General features: G+C 57.4%; 16 protein-coding genes. 7 read left to right on the forward strand and 9 right to left on the reverse strand.

Annotation, left to right across the window (positions count from 1 at the left end; genetic code table 11):
• Positions 1-38 precede the first annotated feature (38 nt).
• The 9 genes from BM347_RS13760 to BM347_RS13800 form a co-directional block, all read right to left on the reverse strand.
• A complete protein-coding gene (locus BM347_RS13760) occupies positions 39-848 on the reverse strand; it encodes an ABC transporter permease (protein WP_093917018.1) in 810 nt (269 codons plus the stop codon).
• Entirely contained in the window at positions 841-1,608 is a 768-nt protein-coding gene (locus BM347_RS13765; RefSeq protein WP_093917019.1) for an ABC transporter ATP-binding protein, read from the reverse strand. Before BM347_RS13765 ends, BM347_RS13760 begins: the two co-directional genes overlap by 8 nt.
• 63 nt (positions 1,609-1,671) lie before the next feature.
• Positions 1,672-2,691: an ABC transporter substrate-binding protein gene (locus tag BM347_RS13770; RefSeq protein WP_093917020.1), complete on the reverse strand. Its 1,020-nt coding sequence runs from the start codon at positions 2,689-2,691 to the stop codon at positions 1,672-1,674.
• Between the two features lie 32 nt (positions 2,692-2,723).
• Positions 2,724-3,401, reverse strand: a complete 678-nt coding sequence (locus tag BM347_RS13775; protein ID WP_245764276.1) for a GntR family transcriptional regulator — start codon at positions 3,399-3,401, stop codon at positions 2,724-2,726.
• A gap of 269 nt (positions 3,402-3,670) precedes the next feature.
• Positions 3,671-5,992: a xanthine dehydrogenase family protein molybdopterin-binding subunit gene (locus tag BM347_RS13780; protein WP_093917021.1), complete on the reverse strand. Its 2,322-nt coding sequence runs from the start codon at positions 5,990-5,992 to the stop codon at positions 3,671-3,673.
• Positions 5,985-6,458 (reverse strand): (2Fe-2S)-binding protein, encoded by a 474-nt coding sequence (locus tag BM347_RS13785; RefSeq protein ID WP_093917022.1) that lies wholly within the window; start codon positions 6,456-6,458, stop codon positions 5,985-5,987. The genes BM347_RS13780 and BM347_RS13785 overlap by 8 nt, the downstream gene beginning before the upstream one ends.
• Before the next feature lie 16 nt (positions 6,459-6,474).
• Entirely contained in the window at positions 6,475-7,776 is a 1,302-nt protein-coding gene (locus BM347_RS13790) for a cytochrome c (RefSeq protein ID WP_093917101.1), read from the reverse strand.
• A 218-nt stretch (positions 7,777-7,994) separates the two neighbouring features.
• Positions 7,995-11,048, reverse strand: a complete 3,054-nt coding sequence (locus tag BM347_RS13795; RefSeq protein WP_093917023.1) for an efflux RND transporter permease subunit — start codon at positions 11,046-11,048, stop codon at positions 7,995-7,997.
• A 4-nt stretch (positions 11,049-11,052) separates the two neighbouring features.
• The gene (locus BM347_RS13800; RefSeq protein WP_245764277.1) at positions 11,053-12,129 is read right to left on the reverse strand and encodes an efflux RND transporter periplasmic adaptor subunit; all 1,077 of its coding nucleotides are present in this window, start codon (positions 12,127-12,129) and stop codon (positions 11,053-11,055) included.
• Between the two features lie 133 nt (positions 12,130-12,262).
• On the opposite strand from BM347_RS13800, the gene BM347_RS13805 reads away from it, so the two are divergent.
• The 7 genes from BM347_RS13805 (at position 12,263) to BM347_RS13835 (ending at position 18,770) form a co-directional block, all read left to right on the forward strand.
• Positions 12,263-12,844: a TetR/AcrR family transcriptional regulator gene (locus tag BM347_RS13805; protein ID WP_175498578.1), complete on the forward strand. Its 582-nt coding sequence runs from the start codon at positions 12,263-12,265 to the stop codon at positions 12,842-12,844.
• 260 nt (positions 12,845-13,104) lie between these two features.
• Positions 13,105-13,272, forward strand: coding sequence for a hemin uptake protein HemP (gene hemP / locus BM347_RS13810; protein WP_093917025.1), 168 nt, complete (start codon positions 13,105-13,107; stop codon positions 13,270-13,272).
• The gene (locus BM347_RS13815) at positions 13,269-13,739 is read left to right on the forward strand and encodes a hypothetical protein (RefSeq protein WP_093917026.1); all 471 of its coding nucleotides are present in this window, start codon (positions 13,269-13,271) and stop codon (positions 13,737-13,739) included. The genes hemP and BM347_RS13815 overlap by 4 nt, the downstream gene beginning before the upstream one ends.
• A 12-nt stretch (positions 13,740-13,751) precedes the next feature.
• Entirely contained in the window at positions 13,752-15,014 is a 1,263-nt protein-coding gene (locus BM347_RS13820) for an imelysin family protein (RefSeq protein ID WP_093917027.1), read from the forward strand.
• Positions 15,015-15,072: 58 nt separating this feature from the next.
• On the forward strand, positions 15,073-16,080 hold the full coding sequence (locus BM347_RS13825; protein ID WP_093917103.1) for a hypothetical protein: 1,008 nt from the start codon (positions 15,073-15,075) through the stop codon (positions 16,078-16,080).
• A 174-nt stretch (positions 16,081-16,254) separates the two neighbouring features.
• Positions 16,255-17,757, forward strand: a complete 1,503-nt coding sequence (locus BM347_RS13830) for a di-heme oxidoreductase family protein (protein ID WP_093917104.1) — start codon at positions 16,255-16,257, stop codon at positions 17,755-17,757.
• On the forward strand, positions 17,754-18,770 hold the full coding sequence (locus BM347_RS13835; RefSeq protein WP_093917028.1) for an imelysin family protein: 1,017 nt from the start codon (positions 17,754-17,756) through the stop codon (positions 18,768-18,770). Before BM347_RS13830 ends, BM347_RS13835 begins: the two co-directional genes overlap by 4 nt.

Genomic DNA, 18,770 nt, shown 5'->3' on the forward strand with positions numbered 1-18,770 from the left:
TGTCGACCATTTGCGCCACCCATATGCGGATACGCGGCTTATCCTCTCCAGCCTAGCAGGCGACGCTCGATAACGCCAATGACCGTACTTAGGATCACGCCGAGCAGGGACAGAATAACAACGCCTGCGAACAAGCGCTCCAGATCATAAAGCGAGCCAGCTTCGAGAATATATGCGCCGATGCCGTATTCGGCCCCCAGCATTTCAGCGGCAACCAACAAGATGATCGCGATGGCAAGCGAGATGCGCAGGCCAGACAGGATACCGGGCATGGCACCGGGCAGCACGATCTTGCGCACGATGGAAAACCACGACAAGCCAAAGCTTTGACCCATGCGGATCAAGGAGCGGTCCACATTATCGACGGCACCATAGGTGGCCACCACGGTGGGGGTGAACGTGCCAAAGGCGATCAGCGCATATTTGCTGGCCTCGTCGATGCCGAACCAGATCACAAACAACGGCAGCAACGCGATTTTGGGGATCGGGAAAATCGCGGCGACCAGCGGAACCAGACCCGCGCGGACATAGGAAAAGAGGCCAATCATCACGCCAACACAAATGCCCACAGTGGCCCCGATTGCAGCCCCAACAGCCAAGCGGCTGAGCGAAGGCAGCAGATGTTTGAACAGCAAGCCGCTGTCCCACAGTTCTTTGAACGTTGCCAGCACGTCGGAAGGTCTGGGCAGGGTCAGCGCGGATATCCAGCCGCTGCGCGTGCCGATTTCCATAATCGCGATGAGCACAACAAACACAGCCAGCCCGACCCAACGCCGCGCCTTGGGGGCAAACCCGCCGCCGCGAAACCGAACCTCGATCGGTCGGGTTTTGAGTGTGGCATCAGACATCTATCAATTCCTCATCAGCCGCGCGGGCCTCATCACGCATCATATCCCACAGGTGTTTCTGGATCTGCTCAAGCTCTGGGTTGCCGTGGCTGCGGTCTGCCAGCGGCATATCAATCTCGACCATTTCGCGGATTTCGCCGGGCCGGCGCGAGAGGACCGCAATGCGGTGGCCCAGACGCACGGCCTCGGCCAAATTATGGGTCACATAGGCGGCGGTAAAAGGCTGGCGGGTCCACAAGCCCACAAGATCGTCCATCAGCAATTCGCGCGTCTGGCTATCAAGAGCAGACAGCGGTTCGTCCATCAGCATCACGGCGGGTTTGACGGCCAGCGCGCGGGCAATGGCCACGCGTTGCTTCATGCCGCCGGATAGCTGACGCGGCAAGGCATTGCTGAAATCGCTGAGCTTGGTACGGGCCAAAACGTCAGAGATAATCGCATCGGCAGCGGTCCCCTTGATACCATGGTCCTCAAGCACGAGGGAAATGTTCCCGTGTACGGTGCGCCAAGGCAGCAAGGCGAAATCCTGGAATACATAGGTCAGCGGGTTGAGGCATCCGGCAGGCGGGGTGCCAAGTTGCAGAACACGGCCTTTGGTAGCGCGTTCCAGCCCGCCGATCAGGCGCAGTAGGGTGGACTTGCCGCAACCCGACGGCCCGACAAAGCAGACGATCTTGCCGGTTGGAATATCCAGCGAGATATCACGCAATACCTCTGTGCCGCCATAGGAATGGCTGATCGCATCCAAGCGAATGTCCATAAAACTGCCTTTAAGAAATGGGATGACTGGCCGCGCGCTTGGCGGCCAGTCACGGGTTTGGTCTTAAGCTTCGAATGTCTCGACATAGCTGCTGTCGACAAAGGTATCGAGGGTGATGTCACCGTCAATCAGCCCCTCGGACTGGAACCAGCTTAGCTGATCCTGAACCGAAGCAACGTTCAGACGCGCGCCTTCGTTGATCCGCATGGTTCCGTTGATGATCGATGGGGCGGCTTTAGCCCGCTCGCGATCTGTGTAGACGTATTTATGGATCAGATCGACCATCTCGTTTACGCCTTCTTCGCCGCCGGATTTGTCGATCATGGTCGAGTTGTAGTCAGAAGCCCCCATGCTGAATGCCTTGAGGAAATCAGATGTCTGCTGGCGTTCGTCATTGGCGTTCTTGGCCGATGTGAACACGGTCGTGACCTGATAATTCGGCAGATAATCAGAGATATTTCCGATGATATGCACCGCGCCGGAACCGGCCAATGGTTTGGCGATATGGGGGACGATGGACCACGCATCGATCTGGCCCGACTTTAGCGCGCCAATGATGGCACCCACTTTTTGCAGCGGGGTAAAGGACACATCGACGCCTTCTGCTTGTGCGACTTTCGAACCCATATAGTGGAACGAGGAACCTGCCGTCGAGATGCCGAATTTCCTGCCACCTAGGCCCGCGGGCGATGTAAGGCCCGCCTTGAACGCGGCATCCGAAGCAAGGATTTTCTGGCCGTCAATGCCCGGCTCTTCGCTCAGCGCGCCGCCGATAACCTTGATCGCGCCTTTGTCTGCCAGCGAAATCAAACCGCCAGAAATGGCCGTCACGGCATAGTCCACATCACCCGATGCAATCGCGACCGCCATCGGCTGTGCTGCTTGGAAAAACCGTAGCTCGACGTCGAGGCCAGCATCGGCGAAATAGGCGCGTTCGGCGGCGATAAAACTTGCGGAATGCGATGTGAAGCGCAGCGCGCCCACCACAATCTTTTTGTTTTGCGCAAGCGCTGGTGCTGCGAGGCCTGATGCCGCCGCGGCCCCGATCAGACCCAGTGTCTGACGTCTGTTAAAAGTGATCATTGATTCCTCCCTAAATGATCTGGTTTGTTTTTTTAGGTGCCTAAATCGGCTCCGATTTCTTCTTCCAGTATCTCCAGCGCGCTTTGTTCCTCGCGGGCGATGACAGCAGTTTGCAGCAAGGCCCGACGTGACGCGCGGGTGGCAAAATCGATGCGCCCCTCGCGTAAAAGCGCCAAACGAAAGCGACGAGACTGACCATAAAATTGCGCGGCCATATCCATTAGTCTGGGCGATCCGCTGGCCGAAATCAGCGCCATGCTCAGATCGCGGCAGGCCTCGTCCCACTCCAACGCGGTGACGTCATCAGGATTATCCTGAACGACCGTGTCGGCGCGGCTCACGGCATGCAGCGCGGCAATCACACGGCCTTCCCAGGCGACATCGCCGCGCTCAAGCGACCGTTTCAGGCCTAGTTTTTCCACCTCTAGCCGCACCAACAAGATGTCGCGCAGATCATCCTCGGTCGCCGAGGTCACGCGGAACCCGCGTTGGCTGATGGCTTCGACCATCCCTTCGGAGGATAAAATGCGCAGCGTCTCGCGCATTGAATGGTTCGAGCCACCATAGGACTGGCGCAAATCTGCGAGCTTTAGTTTTTGATCGGGGTGCAACACACCAAAAGAGATGTCGCGCCGGATCGCGGAGGCGAGCATTTCGACGACAGTATCGTCCTCAGATTTCCGACCACCAAAAAGCAATTTGCCCACCATTTCAAAAAATGTTGGACATTATTGCGAATACTTAGGGCAGTGAGTCAAGGCAGTTTTTGGCGCGCATCACGTTACACAACTGCAAATAGTAATGAACAGTTGGCCATGGTTTCGCCGCCAAATTGGCCACGACCCACTTGCCTTCTAGGCACATTATCGGGGGATGCGGACACCGCCCTCGTTTAACAGGACGAAGTTTTAGCAGGGCGACGTGTCGAAAGGTGATGGAATGAGGCAGATGCCCGATTGCCCGGGCACCTGCGTTATATTTAGCCGTTGATCGCTGACAGAATGTCGTCAGGACGGATCGGCAATTGGCGCATACGAACGCCAACCGCACTATAGATCGCATTGGCAATTGCTGGGGCGATTACGGTCGTGCCGGGTTCGCCTAGGCCAACAGGCACTTCGGTGCTGTCAACGAATGCGATTTCCATGTCAGGCGTGTCGATCATGCGCAGTGGCGTGTAGGTGCCAAGGTTGCGGTCAGCGACATTGCCGTCTTTAATCAACGTCCCTTCATACAGCGCCATCGACAGACCCCAAAGTGCCGCACCCTCGCATTGGGCGCGGGCGCTATCCGGGTCCACAACGGTGCCGCAATCAAATGCGAGCCACATCTTTTGCACGTCAATCTCACCGGTTTTGCGGTCGATGTGCAGCTTAACGGCACCTGCGGTCCATGTTGGCATACTGCGCGATTGGCCGAAGGTGGTCGCAATCCCGATGGCCGTGTCGGCAGGCAGATCGGTTGATCCATAGCCCGACATCTCTGCCACCTTTTGCAAAACGTTTGCCTGACGGGATGCACCGCCAACCGCATTCGGTGCAGACCCCGCGTTATAGCCTTGAGCCTTCAGGTGCTGAAGCCGGAATTCCAACGGATCGGTTTTGATCTGATGGGCCGCCTCGTCCATGAAACTTTCCACGGCAAAGTTGGTCCAGCCCGGCCCGACAGACCGCAACCAGCCGGGGCGGAAGGTCTGGTTTGCCAGATCGTTCGAGATCGCCCGCACCTGATGCGCGCCCACGGAATACCAGTGATCGGCACCATCAATGGCAAAGGGATCATAGGGTTCGCCGTTCACGCCCTTGGGCATGAAAGACGGCACCACGACACCTGTGGGCCAGCCCGCTGCGGCGTGATGTTCCATGCCGACAACCTGCTGATTGACGTCAAAGGCCATGCGCAGCTTTTGCACGCTGGGCGAACGGGGGCTGTCGAACTGGGCGTCATCCTCGCGGAAGAACACCAGCTTGACCGGTTTGCCGCCAATCGCCTTTGAGGCAAGCGCCGCAGGCACCGTGTAATCCCCGTTCAGACGTCGGCCAAAGCCGCCGCCCAGCATATAGGTGCGCATCACGATCTTGTCGGCAGGCGTGTCCAGTGCCGACGATAGTGTGGGCAGAATAAGCGACTGCCATTGGTTGCCCGTGTGGATTTCCCAAATACCGTCTTGGTTCTGGAACGCGGTGGCGTTCACCGGCTCGAGCTGGAAATGCAAAACGGTCTGGGTGGTATATTCAGCCTCGATCACATTCGCCGCGCCGTCAAAGGCGGAAGTCGTATCGGGCGTTTCAGTGTGCAAAATGGCCCCAGCGGACGCATCGCCAATCAACTCGCGGGACCGCGCGTTGATGTCAGCCTCGGATACGCCAGCGGTTTCGCCTGCGTCCCATTCTACCGAAATCGCCTGCGACGCCCATTTGGCGGCCATCAGCGTTTCACCCAAAACAACGACCCAGCCCGGCACGGTGCCCGACGGATCATTCAATGTTAGCGTTTGCAAGTACCCTTTGACGTCCTTGGCCGCGCTGTCATCTACGGAGGTGACCGATGATCCTAGACGTGTCGGCGGCAACAGAGGCACGCCATAAACCATCCCGTCAATCTTGGCATCCAGACCATAGATCGCCTGACCATTGGTCTTGGTCCCGATGTCCAGCGCGGTCACGTCCTTGCCGACCAAACGCAATTCCGAATGTGGCTTAAGCGGCAATGCCTTTAGCTCATCCTCGGTAAAGCTGCGGGTTAAACCGTCGCTAACCAGCTCTGCATAGGTGATGCTGTTGGTGCCATCTGTGATGGTCCCCTCGCGGGCCGTGCAGGTGCTTGGATCAACGCCCCATTTCTCGGCGGCGGCTTCGATCAGTGCAACACGTCCGGCGGCACCGGCTTGGCGGTAAACGGGCCAGCTTTGCCAGACCGACCAGCTGCCGCCGGTGACCATGAGGCCCCATTTTTCGGCTGTGTCCACGTGGGTGATGTTGACGTTTTCCCACGCGACCTCAAGCTCGTCCGCGAGAATACGCGCGATGGCAGTACCAACGTGTTGGCCCATCTCGGCACGGATGATGTTAACGTTCACCTTGCCCTCGCTGTCGATCCAATACCACAAGGACGGCTCGAACGTTTCGCCAGTGGGTGCGACCGGTATGCCGTCAGCGGCGGCAGGGTCCATCGCGGCAAGCGATGCGCGGGGAAACCCGAATGCAACGCCAGCGGCGGTCATCGAAACAAGGAAACCACGACGGCTAAGATCGACCGGTTTGGCGGAATTGGTGAGGCGTGAAAGCAATTTATTACCCATTATCTTGCGCTCCTGTCATTGCGGTTGCCGCTTCGCGGACGGCTTGGCGAATGCGCGGATAGGTCATGCAACGGCACAGGTTGCCGGTCATAACAGCGTCAATATCGTCGTCGGTCGGGTCGGGGATGTCCTGCAGCAAAGCAGCGGCTTGCATGATTTGACCAGACTGGCAGTAGCCGCATTGTGGCACGCGCAAATTACGCCATGCTTCTTGGACCGGGTGATTGGATTGTTCATCCAGCCCCTCGATGGTTGTCACGCTGGTGCCGGCAACATCGGACAGCGGCGTAATGCAGGATCGCGTGGCGCGCCCGCCCACGTGAACCGTGCAGGCACCACACATGCCGATGCCGCATCCAAATTTTGTACCCGTTAAACCGACTTCGTCACGGATGGCCCACAGCAGTGGTGTATCAGGATCTGCGTCGACGCTGACATCGCGTCCGTTGATCTGAAATTTTATCATCTTGTCTTCCTTTGGATTAGTGTGCGGTGGGACCGTTCACACGGATATCAGCAACCGTATCGGCCAGATTGGGCCAGTCAGGTTTGCCTGCGCGGTTGCTGCGCAAATAGGCGGCAATCGCGGTGATTTCGTTGTTGTTCAGCGCGCCACGAAAGCCCGGCATGACAACGCCTGAAATGCCTTCGGGGCCGTTGACGCCGTCCAGTATCACGTGGATCAGGTTGTTCGGCTCTTCCATGTTGGTGGCAGAGTTTATACCCAAGTCGGGACGCCCTTGACGGATTTGTTCGGCGTTGTAATGGCACGATGCGCAGGCCGTTGCATAAAGCCGTTCACCAAGGTCGCGCCGATATTGCGGGTCGGGCTGGTTGCGTTGCAAGCTGGTCAAGACGACATCGCTTCGCGCGGGATCATCGTCGGCCGCCCCGACCTTGTCGGCCAGATAGATCGCCAATGCATCCATGTCGCTTTGCGGCAATTCGCGCACGCCTTCGTGCACAACGGGGCCCATGGGGCCAGCAGCGACACCGTGATAGGTCGTTGTGCCCTCAATCAGATATGTTTTGAATTCAGCCGCTGTCCAAGGCACGGCAGAGGCGTTGGCCGCTGTCAGGGCAGGGGCGCTCCAGCGGTCGATTTCGGCCCCGGCGTATTGCTGCGATTGTTTTTCCGCACCCAGCAAGTTGCGCGGTGTGTGACAGGCCCCGCAGTGGGTCAGCCCCTCGGCCAGATATGCACCACGGTTCCACGCATCCGAATGGGCCGTGTCAGGTTCGTACCGGCCAAAGTCGGCAAACAGGAGTTTCCATCCGGCCTGCAAGAACCGTTGGTCCAGCGGGAAGGGCAATTTGTTTTCTTTCTGAACGGTTTTGACAGGCTCGACCTCGGTCATGATGTAGGCATAAATCGCATCCACATCTTCGTCGGTCATTTTGGTAAAGTGGTCATAGGGGAAGGCGGGGAATAGATGGCGGCCTTCGCGATCCACCCCTTCGTGCATGGCACGGCGGAACGCGGCGGGGGAATAGGACCCGATGCCTGTTTCCACGTCAGGCGTCAGATTGGTCGAATAGATGATGCCAAACCCGGTATCCATCGCATAGTTGCCCGCATAGGCCGGCCCATCGGCGGCCGTGTGACATGTGGCGCAGTACCCAGCGGCCGCGAGAATGCGGCCCTTTTCGACGGTATCAGGATCAAATTCATCCCGTTGATCGGCAGTGATCGGATCAATCGGTGACTTATACGCATAAACGCCAAACCCCAATGCCCCGATGACCCCTAGGGCAATAGCTCCGAGGAAGATTTTTTTCAGCATGGGGATATCCTTGATCTGTTGGCGCGCGCGCAGCTTGCGAGGGGCGTCAAAAATTAACACCACTGAGATCAACGAAAGAAATGCCCGGAAAGTTCCGAGAAGTATCAAAAAGATAATTGGTATTTTGCGGGCGTTCAGACCGGACCGCTAACCGTGCCCCTCCGCACGCCCAATTGGGGTACGGAGGGGGTTGCTGGTCACGCCGAAGTGCCCCGTCTTTAGGCGGCTTGCGCCTCGGCGGCGCGTTCTTTGCGCAGGTACGTGTGGTACAACACTGGCACCCCGATCAGGGTAAGTACCGAAGCAAAGCCAAGCCCGGCCATAATCGTCACCGCCATTGCGGCAAAGAACCCGTCATAAAGCAATGGGATCATACCCAAGATTGTTGTACCAGCGGCCAAGATCACAGGGCGCAAACGCGAAACACTGGCCTTGATGATTGCCTCTTTCTGGGAAAGCCCTTCGGCTTTCTGCACGTCGATTTCCTCGACCAGAACAATCGCGTTTTTGATCAGCATTCCCGACAGGGCCAACAGCCCCAGCAGCGCGGTAAAGCTGAACGCCAACCCCGTGAAAAGCAGACCCAGCGACACACCGATGATAGACATCGGAACAATCGTCCAGATCACGGCAGTCTGACGCAGCTTGCCGAACAGCAAGACCGTGATCAGCAGCATCGTCCCAAAGCTGAGCGGCATTTGCTTGCCCAGCGACGCCTGCGCATTGCCTGCGCTTTCAAATTCACCGCCCCATTCGAGGGAATAGCCGAGTGGCAGCTTGATGGCTTCGATTTGTGCGCGCACCTCGGAGAAGACGCTTGGTGCGGTCAGCCCGTCGATGACGTTGGCGTTCACAGTGATCGTCTGCACGCGGTTACGCCGCTCGATCACGGGGTTTTGGGTGACGACCTCGAACCCGTCGATCACTTGGACCAAGGGCAGGTAATCCTGAATGGCAGCGGAGTATACAATCTGATCCAACAGTTGACCGTCGCGCGCTGTTTCACTGCGCGGGGTGCGCACAATGATGTCGATCAGCCGGTCGCGTTCGCGGTAGGTGCCCGCCGGAATACCGTTGGTGGCCAGCGCAATTGCGCTGGATACATCACTGCGCGAAATGCCTGCTGCCTGGGCGCGGTCTTCGGCATAAAGCGGTCTGGTCACGATCTCTTGCTCGCGCCAGTCGATGTATTCGCTGTGCAGGTTTGGCGTCGCGGTCACAAGGATTTCCTTGGCCTCGTTGGCCAATTCCCGCAGCACATCCGCGTCTGGCCCGGAAAACCGCGCCGCGATATCCGAACTGACGGGCGGGCCAAAGATGATCCGTTTCGATTGCAGTTCGGCCCAAGGCAGCGCTGTAATCGCAAATTGATCCAGCTCGGCGCGCAAGGCGGGAATGTCCTCTTTGGTTTTCGCGCGGATCACCAGCTGCGCAAAGGAACTGTCGGAATCCGGTGCCGCATAGGTCAGCATAAACCGGCTAAGTCCTTTGCCAATCGTGGTGGTCACGGCATCGACGTCGTCGCGCGCGGCCAGCCAGTCCTCGATGACTTTCACATCGCTCGACGTCGTCTCGATCGAGGTGCCTTGTACCCCTTTGTACTCTAGGTAAAATAGGGGCGTGGTGGCCGGTGGAAAGAACTGCTGTTTGACGCTACCAAATGCAATGACGCTGGCAACAGTGGTGCCAATCAAAGCAGCAATCACGAGCCAGCGCATTTTAAGCGCCGTCCGGACGACCCAACCATAGCTGCGGAAAACCGGCCCGTCATAACCGCTGTCATCGGCCGACAACCCGCCGACCTTGAACATATAATGCCCCAACAAGGGGGTGACCGTCACGGCGACCAACCACGACAGCATCAGCGAAATGGTGATCACGGCAAAGAGCGAGAACATAAATTCGCCTGTTGCATCTGGCGACAATCCGATCCCGGCAAAGGCCATGACCCCGATGACGGTGGCCCCCAGCAGCGGTATCTGCGTCTTGTTCGCAGCGCTGTCAGCTGCGTCCTTTGACGACAGCCCTCTGCGCATATCTTGTTGCATGCCTTCGGCGATCACGATGGCATTGTCGACCAGCATCCCCATGGCGATGATCAACGCGCCCAAACTGATCCGTTCAACTTTGACCTCGAAAAGATACATGAAAAAGAACGTCGCCAGCACTGTCAGCAGCAAAGAAACACCGACCACAACTGCGGCACGCGGGCCCATGAAAATGGCCAAAACGGCAATCACCACGCCCACTGAAAGAGCAAGCGACACAAGGAAGCTTCCGTTTGAGGCCTCAACAATGCGATGTTGCTCGTAAATCGGTTCAACTGTGACGCCGATGGGCAAAAGCGTTTGCAGCTTTTCCAGTTCGGCCTCGACCCGGTGGCCGACCGCCACGATGTTTTCGGACGACAAGCCAGACACACCCATGGTGAATATCTCGTGGCCGTTGTGGCGCAGTATATGTTCAGGTTCGTCGACACGGCCGCGGCTGACGCTGGCAATGTCCAACAGGTTCATCACTTCGCCCTGAAACCCGAATGTAAGGCCGCTGATCTCGCTGACGCTGTCTTCGGCCGAGGGGGCCACGACGCGCAGATTGTTCGTTCCGTTTGAGACAAAGCCGGTTGGATTAACCTCGGTAGAGGCGCTGATCGCCCCGATGATCAGGCTGGGATCGACGCCAAGCGACGACAGAATTTGCGAAGATGGCTCAACAAATATGGCCTCTTCGGGCAACCCTTCGATCTGGACATTCGCAACACCATCGACGGTCAAAAGGTTTCGGCGCAGATAGGTGGAGATTTCCCAGATTTCGGCGTCGGTAAACCCGGGGGCGGATACCGCATATAATATGCCATACACATCGCCGAAATCGTCATTCACGCTTGAGGGCATGGCCCCGTCCGGCAGGTCAGCCTGTGCATCCGAGACACGGTCGCGCAGATCGTCCCAGACCTGAATAAGCTCATCCCCGCCATATGTATCCTGAACCTCGACCTCGATAACCGACAGGCCGTAGGTATTGCGCGATGTGACTTTTTTGATCTCGTCCATCTGCTGGATTTCAGCCTCCAGCACTTCCGCCACCTCGGTGGATACTTCGGCGGCATCTGCGCCGGGGTAGGCCGTGATAACCAGCGCGCTTTTCAGCGTAAATGTGGGGTCTTCCAGCTTGCCGACGGAGGAATACCCAAAAACCCCGCCAAACAGCGCAAACAAAATGAATATCCAAGTGTAGATTGGATATTGGATCGAAAAGCGTGCAATTTTCATAGGATTATTCCGCGCTTAGCCCGGCATAGGGTCGCACCGTTTCACCAGGCCTTAACAGATGCGCCCCCGCGGCCACGATCTGAGTATCAGGGGCAAGCCCGGACAGGGCAATGTCGGTCCCGGTGATCGACCCGACTTCGACGTCTTGCCAATCAACCGTACCGGTTTGCGCATTCTCATCGGGGGTGTAAACCATCACCTTGGTGCTGCCGCTGTCGATCGTCACGGCAGAGGGGGGCACAATTGCAATGGGCGTATCTGGAGTCGCCATCGTTGCGGTCACGGTCATGGATGCGCCGGGGATAATTGAGGGGCTGACCATATCGGCGGGCAAGGCGAATGTGACGCGGTAGCTTTGGCCGATGCTTTGGGTTTCGGCGTTGAATTCACGCAGCTCAAGCGGCACCTCGGCCGGGAATAAGGGCGATTTACCCGTAAAAGACAGGCTGTCCTTGTGACCGCGTTGCTGGAACAGCCGTTCGGGCACGTCGATTTCCACGCGTACTTCGGACATGTCATGCAGGCGCACGATGGCCTGACCGGGGGACACATTGGCAAAGTTCGGCGTCAGGCGCGAGGCCACGAGCGCACGGAACGGAACAATTAATGTGGCATCATCCAAGTCGTCTTGCGCTTCTTCCAAGGCAACCTCGGCAAGATCGCGGGCAGTTTTGGAATCTTCAACCTGAGTTTCGGCCACGGTGTTGGACTGGGCCAGCTTTTGCAACCGGACATAATCACGCTCGGATTGTTCCAACTGCAACCGTGCCCGTTCAACCGCGCGCTCAAAGGGGGCTCGATCCAACGCGGCGATCTGGGTGCCGGCTTCCAGAAACTCGCCTTCTTGGGCATCAAACGACACCAGACGTCCGCCCACCTCAAAGGATACATCGACGGTTTCCTTGGCCACAATCTGTCCGAAAAAGACGCGTTTGTCTGGCTGTACAGAGCCGCTTGGCGTGATCAGCTTTACCGCGCGCATCGGCGCGGGATCGCCGGAAGGGGTCAAAACTGCTGCGTCTTGTGCGTGGCTTGCCAGCGGCAAAAGACAAATAAGTGCGGTTAAAACAGGTTTGATCATGCCGGGCTCCTGATGGGTACGGGCTGGTACTTAAGCTGTTTGACATCAGGTGCAAGGCACCTAAGTACTGTTTAGTACTTTCAGTCCGATAAAAGTCCAATTTGGTGTAGTTACGCGTATGATTTCAGCTGAGATGAGAATTTTGACCGCGGCCCGTAGGCTGTTTTTTGAACGCGGGTTTTCGGATGTGTCCACCGATCTGTTGGCCCGAGAGGCGGCGGTATCCAAGGCCACGATTTACAGGCACTTCGAGAATATGACCGATATTCTGCGCCGCCTGACCGAGCTTGAAACAGCCGGAATCAGTGGTACGGAACAGCCGAAAGTTGAAACTCGCGCCGAGCTAGAGGTCGCGTTAACGCAGTTCGGTTTACGGCTGCTCAATTTCCTCAACGCGAGCGATACAATCGAATTTGGCCGCGTTATTCACGAGGAAGCGCGCAAGAACCCTGACATGGGGCAGGCCTTTTTTCTGGCCGCATATGGCAAAACGCATGAAACACTGGTCCGGATAGTCCAAGAAGCTGCTGATAACAGCCTTTTGACCCTGACCGCAACGCCGCAGGAAATCTCTGAAGATCTTATGGCATTGTTTACAGGGTCGGGCATGAAACGTGCGATGCTATGTGTGTGTGATGCCCCATATGACGGCATCGATCGCAATGTCGAGCGCGCGGTGCATACGATCATGGCGGTATACGGTACTAAGGACTGATATCCTTTTTGCCTAAAGGTAAAATTTCTACAGTCAAACGCAGTTTTCTTTATCTGACTAATTTTGTCGGATTGACATACCTTACTAAATAAATCAGGAAAGATGGGAGCAAGCCATCCCGATTCCGATTGCGGTGCTGGCAAGAGAATCGATACGCGAGGTCTTTTGAAAATGTCCCCACTGACACCACTGCTACACACGAAACTTTTCGCACGGGGGCATGCGCTGCACAAAAACGCCGCCGGTGCAGGGGGGATCCAATGACTCTGCTGCAATCCCCGCCTCAAACGACATCAAACCCGTCGTCTTTGCCGACCTACGATGCCCGTGACCTGACCCAAAGCGGCGAGTTGGCCCAGATCGTTCTGGAGGGCCAGACCTATACGCTGCGGATCACGCGGGCTGGCAAATTGATCTTAACAAAATGACGCAGCCTCAGCACAATCGTGGCGGAGCGCCCGTCGGCTACGTGACCGAGCTTGATCACATTGGTGCGGCGTCAGTCATATTCTTGCGGCTTTGGTCCGATGGGGCCGATGCGCAGGCAAAAGTCTGGAAGGATCTGTCATCGGCGCTGGGGCCGGTCCGGGGCCGCAAGGCGCTGCATTCCTTTGAGCAATTGTGCAATCTATGCGCCCGTCATGGCCGCAGACCGCTGATGCGTCATTCGGTGCAGTGCAAATGCCTTGGCGCTGACGAATCTTGTTTCGCGAATTTCGTAACATCGGCGGCAGATGGCGAACACGAGGATGCAATGCTGATTGCAACTTTACTCGTCCGGGCCGACGTTGCACCGCTTATCGTATCTTGCGCCGCTGATTTCGGGTTGGCGCTTAAGCGGATGAATCTGGCAACGGCGCCAAGCCACACTGCTTATCCAACGACCTTACACTAAAGGAAGAATCCTATGACACGTATGGCATTTTTGACCACAGTCGCTGCGCTGGCGCTTGCAACCCCTGCTTTGGCGGTGGAAAAATCCGAGGTGTTGAACACGTATGTCACAATCGCGCAGGCCAAGTATCAAGACAGCCTGATCACGGCCCAGCGTTTGCAAACTGCCGTCAATGCGTTGCTGGATGCTCCTTCGGCTGAAAACCTGACCGCCGCGCGTGCTGCATGGCTTGAGGCCCGCGTTCCGTATCAGCAAACCGAGGTGTACCGCTTTGGCAATGCTGTTGTTGATGATTGGGAGGGCAAGGTAAATGCGTGGCCGCTGGACGAAGGGCTGATTGACTATGTCGATGCGTCCTATGGCGGTGCGTCCGACGAAAATGAATTTGCGGTTCTGAACGTCGTCGCCAGCCCCAAGTTCACATTGTCCGGCAAGGAAATTGACGCAACCGCGATCACGCCAGAGCTGCTCTCAGAGACGTTGCACGAAGCGGATGGCATCGAATCCAACGTGGCCACGGGGTATCACGCGATTGAATTCATGCTCTGGGGTCAGGACCTCAATGGCAATGATCACGGCGCGGGCGACCGCCCGTGGACAGATTATGCGACGGGCGATGACTGCACGAATGGCAATTGTGACCGCCGGGGTGAATACCTGAAAGCCGCGACCGATCTGCTGGTGTCGGACCTGGAATGGATGGTGGCACAATGGGCCGATGGCGGCGCTGCACGCACCGGCGTTTTGGACGATGAAAACGCAGGTCTGGCGGCAATCCTGACCGGCATGGGATCGCTTTCCTATGGCGAACAAGCCGGCGAACGCATGCGCCTGGGGCTTATGCTGAATGACCCAGAGGAAGAGCACGACTGCTTTTCGGACAACACGCATAACAGCCACTACTACGATGGCTTGGGCGTGCAAAACGTCTATCTTGGCGAATATGTGCGCGTTGACGGCACGCTGGTTTCAGGGCCGTCGCTGTCCGATATGGTTGCCGAAGCGGACGCGAACCTAGACGCAGAAATGCAGGGCAAGCTGAGTACGACGATGATGGCGCTGGGTCGCATCAAAACCGCAGCCGAAGCTGGCTTTTCCTATGATCAGATGCTTGAGCGCGGCAATGAAGCAGGCGAAGCGCTGGTGATGGGCGGCGTGAACGGGCTGATCGATCAGACACGTTCGATTGAACGTGTGGTGAAGGCACTTGGCCTTGATCAAATTGCGTTTGAAGGTTCGGACAGCCTTGATGATCCCAACGCGGTTTTCCAATAAGCTGATTGGCCAGCCCCATCCCGGGCTGACCGAACAACAAAAAATCAGGACAATAGCGATGAAGACGACAGTATTCACGGCGGCGCTTTGCGCCGTCAGCATCAGCAGTGCAACAAGTCTATCGGCCCAAGACACCGGGTTTGAGTGGGAAGGCAGCGTCGAGATCGGCGTTGATAGCACCCTATCATCGGATGATGCATCGGCCGAACTGACCGACACCTACGTGTCGATTATCGCCGCGTTCGAAGCCGCATTGACCGATCGCATTTCGGCTTTTGGTGAGCTTACGTTTGAATCCGTCACGGATGCGACGGCAAGCCGTCAATTTGATGATCTGGGTCTTTACGCCAACCAGTTGGGTTTGCGGTTCGATCTGGGCGGAGCGGTGGTTTCTGCCGGTAAAATCAGCCCGGTATTTGCCGTCGCATGGGATGCAGCGCCTGGGTTCTATGGCACATCACTGGCGGAGGATTATGAACTGGCCGAGATGATCGGCCTCAGCACGGAAACCACAGTGGCCAGCACCGGCGGCGTGTTGTCCTTTGCCCTGTTCTATGCAGATGACACCAGCCTGAGCAACAGCGTTGGGACCAAGCGAGGCCGCACATCTGTGGCGGATGGCGGTGTTGGCAACACGGGCAAGCTGGACAATTTTGCCGTCCAGTACTCTCAGGAGTTTGGGGCAAGCACCGGATGGATCGGTGCCCGGCAACTGTCGGCCGGCACGGATGATGCGTCTGACGAAAGCGGTATTACCGTTGGTTTGACACATGATTTCGGCAATGGTTTCGACACCATCTTTGAGGTGGCACATTTCAACGGCGCGGGCGGTGAAGACGCGAATGCGACCTATGCGACATTGGGCGGCGCTTATGCTATGGGCGATTGGACATTCTCTTCAACCGGCACCCTTGTTGACACCCAATCTGGCACCGACAGCATGATCGCACTTGGTGTTGATCGTGCACTGACCGAAAACTCCGAGATCAACTTTGGTCTGGCACGTTTTGATGTGGATGGGGTCAAATCGACTTCCGCCGGTCTGGCGGCAGTGGTATCGTTCTAGAAAGTTTTGACAATTGTTTGTGCGCATTAAACATGGCAAGCCCGACCCAACCAAGACGGCACTACGGGTTTGCTGTCGATGGCCACGCAATTGCGACCACAGTTAAGAGCAGTGAAAGACCAGATGCCTTACGTGAAAGTTCATAGTTTAATAATGATCATAGGTGGGGCGATGATGGCGGCGGTTCTGGGAACCGCCGCCATTTCTGGTGAAGGGGCATGGGATTTGGGCGATCCGCATCTGGACGTTATTCCCAGAACACCCCTAGAAACCGCGCGCATCGCGGATGTGACGGCCCTGACGGATGATTTTTCCAAACCGCAGCGGTTCGAAGACAAGCCCGCAGGCGCGGCCACCGTGCGCGCGCGCAGGGACGCCAATGCGTTCTCACAGCCCTCGGGGAACATCAGCTTTGAAGACGAACTGACGTTCAAGGTGGGCAACGGATTGTTCCGCAAGCTATGGGTATCGGCACCGTCTTCGACCCTCGCCTCTGACGGGCTTGGCCCGCTGTTTAACGCGCGGTCCTGCCAGCGGTGCCACCTTAAAGACGGGCGCGGCCATCCTCCGGAGAACGCGGATGACAACGCGATTTCGATTTTCTTACGCGTGTCAATCCCTGGCACGCCAGAGGATGCAATGGCCGACATTCAAGGATATTTTGCCACCCTGCCGGACCCGACCTATGGCACGCAACTGCAGGATTTCGCGGTGCAGGGATACAATGCCGAATATAGCTTTGGGGTCAGCTATCAAGAACAGCCTGTAGAATTGGCAGACGGCACAATTGTTAACCTGCGCGCACCGACCTATAGCGCCGATAATCTGGGCTATGGTCCCTTGCATCCGGATGCCATGCTCAGCCCGAGGGTTGCACCGCAAATGATCGGCCTTGGCCTGCTTGAGGCGATCCCTGCGCGCGATATCATTGCCGCTGCGGACCCTGACGATCTGGACGGGGATGGCATTTCGGGGCGTCCCAATGTGGTGATGTCAGCGGTCTATCAAAAGCCGATGCTGGGCCGGTTCGGTCTTAAGGCCGGGGCACCCACCGTGCTGGAACAATCAGCAGCGGCATTTGCTGGCGACATTGGCATTTCGTCGCCGCTGCACCCGTCGGGGGCCGGAGAATGCACCGAGGCCCAGACAGAATGCCAAGCTGCCATTCACGGTGACGGCGATGAGCGCGTTTACGAAATCGACGGCGAGGGCCTAGATCTGGTGGCGTTTTACAGCCGCAATCTGGGTGTTCCCGCGCGGCGGGGCGCGGATGATCCGCAGGTCTTGCGGGGCAAGGAGCTATTTTATCAGACTGGCTGTACCTCGTGCCACACGCCCAGTTTTGTGACCCACAGATTACAAGACCAGCCGGAACAAAGCTTTCAGCTGATCTGGCCCTTCACAGATCTATTGCTGCACGACATGGGGCCGGGCCTTGCCGATAACCGCCCCGAAGCGCGGGCATCGGGCAGCGAATGGCGCACAGCTCCCTTGTGGGGGATCGGCTTGACGCAGCAGGTCAGCGGGCACACGTATTTCCTGCATGATGGCCGCGCGCGATCTATCCTCGAGGCCGTCTTGTGGCACGGGGGGGAGGCGCAGACCCAACGTGACGCAGTGATCGAGATGACGACCGCAGACCGGGACGCGCTGATCACCTATTTGGAGAGCTTATGAGACGCATTCTATTGATCGCATTCGCCGTCGCTGCACCTTGCATCACAGCCGCGCAAGCCGCTGATCCTGTCGTGGCAAAGATCATCGACACGCATATCTTGCCAAGGTTCGAGACATTGGCGCAAAGCTCGGGTCAGTTGGCAGATGCGGCCGCGACAGACTGCACGCCAAAGTCTGAAACATTGCGCGCCGCCTATGGGCGCGCGTTTGATGCGTGGGTTGCCGTCAGCCATCTGCGCTTTGGCCCGACGGAAACCAACGACCGCGCTTTTGCATTGGCGTTCTGGCCAGACAGTCGGGGCGTGACGCCGCGCACGCTTGCCAGCTTGATCACGGACCAAGACCCGGTCATCGCGACACCGCAAGAATTTTCCCAAGTCTCGATCGCGGGGCGCGGCTTCTATGCGATGGAATTCTTACTGTATGACGATACCATTAGCACGGCAGGGGATGCCGCCTATCACTGCGCCTTGGTGCAAGCGGTAGCAACAGATATCGCAGCAACAAGCGCAGAGATTTTGGCCGATTGGCAGGGCGACTATGCCGCCCGTCTGCTGAACCCCAGCCCAAACGGAACCTACCGCAGCCAAGAGGAAACCGTTCAAGAGCTGTTCAAAGCGTTAACCACAGGGCTGGAGTTCACATCGGATACGCGGCTTGGCCGGCCCTTGGGCAGCTTTGACAAACCACGGCCCACAAGGGCCGAGGTCTGGCGTTCGGGCCGTTCTGTGCGCCATGTGAAGATTAGCCTTGAAAGCCTTGAGAACCTGATGCTGCTTTTGGTGGGGGATAATGCCGATCTGGCAGCACGATCAAAGCATGCGTTCGAGACGACGTTGTCGAAGCTTGGTATTTTAAACGATCCGGTTTTTGCAGGGGTCACGGATCCGCAAACCCGGCTGAAAATCGAGGTCGTGCAACAATCCGTCGATGCCATTCGGGATATTGCGCGCCAGGAACTTGGGCCGGAATTGGGTGTCGCGGCGGGGTTTAACGCGCTGGACGGGGATTGA

Origin of the sequence: Sulfitobacter marinus, from assembly GCF_900116285.1 — a bacterium.
GTDB classification, from domain to species: Bacteria; Pseudomonadota; Alphaproteobacteria; order Rhodobacterales; family Rhodobacteraceae; genus Sulfitobacter; species Sulfitobacter marinus.

Excerpts from the sequence above, each read along its gene's own strand:
- BM347_RS13805 (WP_175498578.1), top strand. The coding sequence starts at position 12,263 with ATGAGAATTTTGACCGCGGCCCGTAGGCTGTTTTTTGAACGCGGGTTT.
- BM347_RS13760 (WP_093917018.1), bottom strand. The coding sequence starts at position 848 with ATGTCTGATGCCACACTCAAAACCCGACCGATCGAGGTTCGGTTTCGC.
- BM347_RS13770 (WP_093917020.1), bottom strand. The coding sequence starts at position 2,691 with ATGATCACTTTTAACAGACGTCAGACACTGGGTCTGATCGGGGCCGCG.
- BM347_RS13830 (WP_093917104.1), top strand. The coding sequence starts at position 16,255 with ATGGCGGCGGTTCTGGGAACCGCCGCCATTTCTGGTGAAGGGGCATGG.
- BM347_RS13775 (WP_245764276.1), bottom strand. The coding sequence starts at position 3,401 with ATGGTGGGCAAATTGCTTTTTGGTGGTCGGAAATCTGAGGACGATACT.
- BM347_RS13780 (WP_093917021.1), bottom strand. The coding sequence starts at position 5,992 with ATGGGTAATAAATTGCTTTCACGCCTCACCAATTCCGCCAAACCGGTC.
- BM347_RS13835 (WP_093917028.1), top strand. The coding sequence starts at position 17,754 with ATGAGACGCATTCTATTGATCGCATTCGCCGTCGCTGCACCTTGCATC.
- BM347_RS13800 (WP_245764277.1), bottom strand. The coding sequence starts at position 12,129 with ATGATCAAACCTGTTTTAACCGCACTTATTTGTCTTTTGCCGCTGGCA.
- BM347_RS13785 (WP_093917022.1), bottom strand. The coding sequence starts at position 6,458 with ATGATAAAATTTCAGATCAACGGACGCGATGTCAGCGTCGACGCAGAT.
- hemP (WP_093917025.1), top strand. The coding sequence starts at position 13,105 with ATGACTCTGCTGCAATCCCCGCCTCAAACGACATCAAACCCGTCGTCT.
- BM347_RS13790 (WP_093917101.1), bottom strand. The coding sequence starts at position 7,776 with ATGCTGAAAAAAATCTTCCTCGGAGCTATTGCCCTAGGGGTCATCGGG.
- BM347_RS13765 (WP_093917019.1), bottom strand. The coding sequence starts at position 1,608 with ATGGACATTCGCTTGGATGCGATCAGCCATTCCTATGGCGGCACAGAG.
- BM347_RS13815 (WP_093917026.1), top strand. The coding sequence starts at position 13,269 with ATGACGCAGCCTCAGCACAATCGTGGCGGAGCGCCCGTCGGCTACGTG.
- BM347_RS13795 (WP_093917023.1), bottom strand. The coding sequence starts at position 11,048 with ATGAAAATTGCACGCTTTTCGATCCAATATCCAATCTACACTTGGATA.
- BM347_RS13825 (WP_093917103.1), top strand. The coding sequence starts at position 15,073 with ATGAAGACGACAGTATTCACGGCGGCGCTTTGCGCCGTCAGCATCAGC.
- BM347_RS13820 (WP_093917027.1), top strand. The coding sequence starts at position 13,752 with ATGACACGTATGGCATTTTTGACCACAGTCGCTGCGCTGGCGCTTGCA.